This window comes from Alteribacillus sp. JSM 102045 (assembly GCF_041949975.1).
In the GTDB taxonomy this organism is placed as follows: domain Bacteria; phylum Bacillota; class Bacilli; order Bacillales; family Marinococcaceae; genus Alteribacillus.
In genome coordinates this window covers 1-6,651 of the sequence record NZ_JBHFQG010000068.1, presented here as the reverse complement: position 1 = coordinate 6,651, position 6,651 = coordinate 1, and the positions used below count along the sequence as shown (strand labels likewise).

Here is a 6,651-nt window from a genome sequence, read left to right as displayed (position 1 = left end):
GATAAAATAAATAAGACGTTCGTTCAAATACTTTAAGGTGCTGGATCTTTTGGATACGGTAATCATGGACTCGGCTTGTTCTTTCCCCGCATGCTGGACACCGATGGGATTTACGGGGTACCTCCACATGGAGATAAAATGCCTCCCCTATCTCTTCCGTTTTGGTAACCACTACGTCTTCTAATCCAGGCCACTTCATGTTAAAATACATCTACACGCAACTCCAATCTTTTTCTTGTTTCTTGGACAATTCAAGTGTAAAGGATTTTGGAGCTGCGTGTTTTTTTATGTCTAAATTTTTTCATACCCCAACAATTATAATAGAGCCGAAATTTTTGGCCCTGTTCTTTCTGTAGCAACCTTCAAATCCAATGAAGAAGCATTGTCTGTAGCAAACGATACGCTTTACGGATTAGGCGCAGGGATATGGACCCGCGATATTAACACCGCTTACCGATTCGGACGTGAGATTCAAGCGGGCCGCGTCTGGACCAACTGTTATCATGATTATCCGGCGCATGCAGCTTTTGGAGGATACAAAAAATCTGGTATTGGCCGGGAAAATCACAAAATGATGCTGGATCATTACCAGCAAACGAAAAACTTGCTGGTCAGCTACAGCGACAGTGCTCTAGGTTTCTTTTAAAAATAGCCTACTTAAAACGCAGGCCGGGTGCGGTAAGTTTCTGTGCCAGCCTGCTTTTTCTGCAACACTCATCATACCGGGTATAATGATAATAATATGAATTATACTCTTAAAATTCAGCGCTCATGGCCGTCATCACAGTTATGAGCCTCCATTCAATCGATCATAACATTCACCAGGGCGCCTGCTATTCTTTATTGAAATGGTGACTTTCCTTGAAAGTGGAAAAAGTAACGGCCACAGATGCAGCCCTTAACTTGATTGAAAAATTAAAAAATCGGCACGGTCCATTAATGTTTCATCAATCGGGCGGTTGTTGTGATGGAAGTTCTCCAATGTGTTTTCCTGAAGGGGATTTTAAAGTAGGCAGCAGTGATGATGTGTATTTAGGTGATATTGGCGGCATGCCCTTTTACATTTCCAAAGATCAATATGAGTACTGGGAACACACACAGCTTATTATTGATGTTGTCGACGGGCGTGGAGGGATGTTCTCTCTTGAGGGGCCGGAAGGAAAACGTTTCTTAACTAGATCAAGGGTCTATTCCGAAGAGGAACGTAAAGCATTACAGGAAGAAATCGCTCAGTCCTGACCCAATGTAAAAAGGGTGTCCAAAAGTGGTTTTACCACTTAAAGGACGCCTTTTTCTAATACTGAAATGATGTATATAATTTTATAATGCTTGGAAAATTAGATACAAAATATTGTTGTAATATGTAAACGTTCTTTCTTTTTTCATTGATTTTTTTTAAAAACCATACTATTCTTTTAGTTAGTAAAGAGTTGTGAAGCTTGAAGAAAGGGGTTTGGATTAGTCATGCATTGGTTTATCATTGCAAGTATCATTCTCTCCGTCGCAACAGGGATCTGGTCCATTTTTAATATAAGAAGAGGCTACTAGAGGGGCTACATAATGAACGCGTTGACGGAAATATTTTCCTCAGCGCGTTTTTACTTATTTGGAAGGAATAGAACTTATATACATTTTTATAATAAGGAAGGACGGTTTCCTATTGAAAAAAGTATGGAACCTGTTTTTACTCAGCAGTTTATTTCTCGCTTTTGCCATAAGAGCAGATGCTGAAAGCTCTTTTTGGGTTGACTCCAATAATAAAAATGCATCTGATGAAAGCAGAGCTGAAGAAGATTGGGAATCGATTTTGCAGGAAGCACAGGAAACAGCAGAAGAAGCAGAGGAGGATACTCGATCGGAAAAAGAAAAGCTTGAAGATTTCGATGAAAGATGGAGCACAATAGGAAGCAGCGAAGAAACTGCTTCAGAACAAAAATCTTTTTCTTACCAGTGGCATAGCTTTGGTTTTCATTTTGGATCTTTAAATAAGCTGTGGAGCCTCTTTTCTTCTTCTGAAGGGAAGAACAACAGTGAAAACATCACTCCAACAGACAAACCGTCTGTAAATACAAAAAATTCCTCCCGTCCTGAAATAGAACATAAACAAAGCGATTCTTTTGAAGAAAAGTGGAATAAGTTTGGTGAAAAATTTGAGCAAAGCTATGACACGCAAAATGATGATTGGGAAGAATCATTTGACAGCCGTTCCGGTACATATAAAATAACGGAACAAAAATAGGCCGGACGTTGGAAGGAACGAACTTAACCTATCAAGAAATCTCCTTTAAGAAAGGAGGATCTGCATGGCTGAAAAAACACCGGATATATTTTACCCATTTCCTGAGTTAGAGACAGAACGGTTACGTTTAAGAAAACTTCATCAAAATGACTTACATGCTGTTTTTGACTATGCATCGAAACCGGAAGTTAGTGAGCATGTACTGTGGGATCAGCACCAATCCACTGATGATACACAGCAGTTTTTAGATATTGCCTTTGAAAAATATGAAAAAGGGGACCTTGCTCCTTTTGGAATAGAATTAAAAGAGACGAACGAACTGATAGGGACCATCGATTATGTTTGGTGGGAAAAAGGGCATGCAGCTGCAGAAATCGGCTACGTTCTTACTCCTAACTATTGGGGGAAGGGCATTGTACCAGAAGCTGCAGCAAAACTTGCATCATTCGGATTCGAGCACATGGGTCTTGTACGAATTGAAGCAAGGTGTTATGCAGAAAACATAAATTCCATACGTGTCATGGATAAAATCGGAATGACCTATGAAGGAACATTAAGACAGCGTATGCTCGTAAAAGGCGTACGGCGTGATATAAAAATTTATGGAATGTTAAAGCATGAATGGGAAGCAATAAAAATGACGGATCAGGTGCTGTAACGCCCTGATCCGTTTTTTAAGGACAAAACATTTCAACGTGGTGATGAAGGTTGACAAATTCCGCTGGGAGCTTCCCTCCATATTCTCCGTCCAAATTCAGCTGCATATCTCCTTCTACATCAATTTTTATTCTATTTGCTTGCACATACATTACTTTCTCATGGTGAAGATGTTCTCCATTTAAGGCCTGGGTACCAATGCGGACGAGTTCGGGAAGGTTTGTTTTTTTAATAATAATCATATCAAACATACCATCATTATATTGGGCATTCGGAAGCAGTTTTTCAAATCCTCCTACCGAATTTGTATTAGAAATGAGAAACATCATAATTTGACCTTCATATAACTTCCCATCGTACTCCATTCTTACATGTTTCGGTTTCAAAGACCGCAGTTTTTCAAATCCTTTGACATAATATGCAAGCTGTCCCATCATCGTTTTCAACTTGCTTGGTGTGTCGTATGTTAATTCAGTCAGCTTTCCGCCAGCTGCTATATTAATAAAATATTGATCATTCACTTTTCCAATATCAATAGGACGGCTGTTCCCTGAACAAAGTACATCGCACACTTTTTCAATATTGCTGCCGCTGATGCCAAGAGCTCTTGCCAGGTCATTGGTCGTGCCTGCAGGAATTAAGCCAAGCTTCGGACGTTTTTCAAGCTCTGCCAGTCCATTGACTACTTCAAAAATAGTACCGTCCCCGCCGGCTGCCACTACAACATCAAAGCCGGCTAACCCAGCTCTTCTCGCCTCATCTATCGCGCAGCCTTCTCTTTTCGTCATATGAGCCGATGCTTCATAACCTTCTACTTCCAGCCGATCTAAAATATAAGGAAGCTGCTTTTTCATTTGTTCCCGACCCGATGTCGGGTTATAAATGATACGTGCTCGTTTCATGTTTGTTCTCCTAATTTTAAAGATTTAGTCCCTGTTGTTCTATACTATACTAAAACCTATAAACTTACGACTCTTATCGTTTCTCCAAATGAAATTATTCTTTTATCAAAGCATTAGATGCTCGCTGAAACCTTAAAAAGTTCAATTCTACAAAATTATAAAAAACCGATTGACCTCTTTCTTTAAATATAAATAAAGCTTTTTTTATATCTTGAAGAGCTTCATTAATTCTTCCAAAATAAAATAGGGAGATTCCTCTTTGATAATAAAACTCTCCTAATAAGAATACCGAATTTTTTTTGTAGTTTAAATCGATTCCTTCTGATGCAACCTTTATTGCTTTTTCAAATTCATGCATTCTGTAATAAACAAGACTAAGATTATAATATATTTTGATCATAGGCGGATTTGATCTATAAGCAGGCAGTTTTTTTGACATTCGCAGCGCTTCTTCATAATAATACAATGCAAGTTCATAATTTTGTATATCAGAATACATGTTACCCAAACTCATTTGCATTGCTATATCTACCGTTGAAATTGTTTTTTTCGAATTTGTTTCGATATCCATAGATACTTTTAGTAATTCTATAGCATCTTCTTTTTCATCCGTTACATAAAAGTGACAGATACTTCTTTGCCATAATAAAAACTTTCTATGGGTTGGTTTCCTGAACAAGGGGTTTTTGAGCTCTTCTCTAATTATATCGAGAGCTTCTTCATATTTCCAATTAGTAACTAATTCTTCTATTCTGTCCTTGGTTTCTTGTATATAATTAAAACGAGGAGCATCATGTTCTTCAAAGAAATAACTTATTTCGACTCCCAATCTTAGTGCTAATTGGTGTAACATTTCAGCTGTTGGCTGTGATTCTCCTCTTTCTATTTTAGAAATAGCTTTTTGCGAGCAAATATCTTTTGCTAGTTCTCTTTGACTTACCCCATAATATTGTCTTAAGTCCTTCAGTTTAATTCCAATTGATGAATATTCCATCCCATCACCTCCACAATGAAAGTACTATAGTTCTCAACATCTTAATAATATCACGAATAACGAATAAATAGAGACCTCACTTGTTCTCTTAACCTATATTCAAAACTGCACCCTATTTATTTTTGTGTAACAATATACCCATGATAAAAATTAATAGCGAGTTGGGGAGGAATACCAAATGAAATTACTTAAAAATTTAGGTTTACTTGCATTTGCATTAGCAGCAGTTGCAACGACTGGTGATGTCAGCACTTTAGATGTATCTTTTCCACACGTTTATTAAATAATCATTAGTTTTTAATTTGTACATGCTTTACACCACAATCCAAGCTACCCCTTTTTGACCCTTGCCTTACTTTGCAGGGGCTCTTTTTTAAAATTTCACTGATGTCGAGCCTCATAAACACGACACAGTTGTTAATATTTACTGATATTTGAACTTCCTAACATAATTAAAATTGTCCCGGTGAGAGGAGGATCATCTAATGAGAACAAGCAGAGTAACCGAAGAGTTTGTAAGTTTATTTTTGAAAAAATATGAAAATGCATCCAATAAAGAGGACTTATGTGCTCTGCGTGATTTTGTTTATTACAAAGCGCCGCAGATTGAAGGGAAGGTACCGTTTATCGAAATGATGTCCCTTATTTGGAAGCGAGATGAATCTGTTTTGAAAGCCCCCTTAGGTACAGAGACTGTATGCTTTCGGCTGCTTGTTGATATGATGGAAAATGCCACGAGCCGGGATTTTGAATATATGAAAAGTCAATTGGAAGAATATTCAAAAGTCCCTTCATTTGCTTAACAGCTGAAGCAAAAGATCGCTTTTATCCCCCTTTCCTGCGTTCTTTTGTTTCAATTTGATAAATGTATGCAAAAAGGCTTCCTCCGCCTGGACCTGGTGATATACCAGGTCTTTTTTTACTTTTTTATTGAGCGTATTAGTAAAACTGCGGTTTGACCATCTGGCTCCAGTAATAAGCAGGGTTTTTTCTAATGAGTTTTTACAAAGAGAAGAGAGGGAATATTCAAAACAGCAGGATGAAGGGGGAATGCATTATCATGCGTGAAATATTTATATCTGATATACATGGACAGTTTAAAGCTTTCACTTCTTTGCTGTTTCAATTAAACTATGACCCTAAAAAAGACCATTTTTATTTGCTGGGCGATTATGTAAACCGAGATCCTCAATCATACCAGCTTATTCGTTATTTGCTGCAGCTTCAGGAAGAAGCTGGGCCTCGCATCGTTTTCTTAAAAGGAAATCATGAACACATGATGCTCGACGCCTTTTTAAAATGAGGAAGACAGTGACGTTTCCTTATGGATTCAAAATGGAGGAAGAGAAACATTATAAAGTTACGCTGGTAATCGATTGTTAAAAGATTCGTTTGATGAAATACGTCAATTGGTAATTAATGATTTTTCAGATCATTATCAATGTATTAAAAATCTTAACGATTATAAGGAAGAGGAACTGCTATGGATTCGACCTCCTTTTTTAGATACCACCCTTTCCACTGAGAAAAAGTGATATTTTGGACATACGCCTACACTGACGCTGCAAGAGGAAGCTGGCATATGGTTTCAGCCTGATAAGATTGGAATTGACGGAGGGGCCGGGTTTAATAAACAATTAAATGCACTGCTTTATGAAAACGGGGAATATGCTGAGGGTTCTGTACCCATCGGTGAACAGTAACGCCCCTATAAACAAAAACCCCTGGCCTCTGAACTGCCATAGCTAAATGAGACAGATATAAAACACCTGCTAGGCTGCTTTGACTCCAAACTCTTTTGGAGTAAGGTAGCCTAGTTTTTCTTGTATTCGCTCTTCATTATAGTGTTGAATATATTT

General features: G+C 37.9%; 8 protein-coding genes and 1 pseudogene. 6 read left to right on the top strand and 3 right to left on the bottom strand.

Annotation, left to right across the window (positions count from 1 at the left end):
- Positions 1-211 (bottom strand): transposase family protein (locus tag ACE1TI_RS21370; protein WP_375009540.1); only part of this gene is annotated, 211 nt, incomplete at its 3' end.
- 117 nt (positions 212-328) lie between these two features.
- Here ACE1TI_RS21370 and ACE1TI_RS21365 point away from each other — a divergent pair.
- The 4 genes and pseudogenes from ACE1TI_RS21365 to ACE1TI_RS21350 all read left to right on the top strand — a co-directional run.
- A pseudogene (locus ACE1TI_RS21365) lies at positions 329-646 on the top strand (aldehyde dehydrogenase family protein); the annotation flags it as partial.
- A 215-nt stretch (positions 647-861) separates the two neighbouring features.
- Positions 862-1,239: a DUF779 domain-containing protein gene (locus ACE1TI_RS21360; RefSeq protein ID WP_375009539.1), complete on the top strand. Its 378-nt coding sequence runs from the start codon at positions 862-864 to the stop codon at positions 1,237-1,239.
- Positions 1,240-1,660: 421 nt separating this feature from the next.
- Positions 1,661-2,239 carry a hypothetical protein gene (locus ACE1TI_RS21355; protein ID WP_375009538.1) on the top strand — a complete coding sequence of 193 codons (579 nt, stop codon included), beginning with the start codon at positions 1,661-1,663 and terminating at the stop codon, positions 2,237-2,239.
- Positions 2,240-2,303: 64 nt separating this feature from the next.
- On the top strand, positions 2,304-2,897 hold the full coding sequence (locus ACE1TI_RS21350; RefSeq protein WP_375009537.1) for a GNAT family N-acetyltransferase: 594 nt from the start codon (positions 2,304-2,306) through the stop codon (positions 2,895-2,897).
- A 16-nt stretch (positions 2,898-2,913) separates the two neighbouring features.
- Here the strand turns inward: ACE1TI_RS21350 and ACE1TI_RS21345 are convergent, their stop codons facing one another.
- Entirely contained in the window at positions 2,914-3,798 is an 885-nt protein-coding gene (locus ACE1TI_RS21345) for a diacylglycerol kinase (RefSeq protein ID WP_375009536.1), read from the bottom strand.
- Between the two features lie 94 nt (positions 3,799-3,892).
- Complete coding sequence (locus ACE1TI_RS21340; RefSeq protein WP_375009535.1) at positions 3,893-4,792, bottom strand: helix-turn-helix domain-containing protein; 900 nt, start codon at positions 4,790-4,792, stop codon at positions 3,893-3,895.
- Between the two features lie 485 nt (positions 4,793-5,277).
- Here ACE1TI_RS21340 and ACE1TI_RS21335 point away from each other — a divergent pair, with 485 nt between their 5' ends.
- Positions 5,278-5,595: a hypothetical protein gene (locus ACE1TI_RS21335; RefSeq protein ID WP_375009534.1), complete on the top strand. Its 318-nt coding sequence runs from the start codon at positions 5,278-5,280 to the stop codon at positions 5,593-5,595.
- A 257-nt stretch (positions 5,596-5,852) separates the two neighbouring features.
- A complete protein-coding gene (locus ACE1TI_RS21330; RefSeq protein ID WP_375009533.1) occupies positions 5,853-6,095 on the top strand; it encodes a metallophosphoesterase in 243 nt (80 codons plus the stop codon).
- Positions 6,096-6,651: the final 556 nt, after the last annotated feature.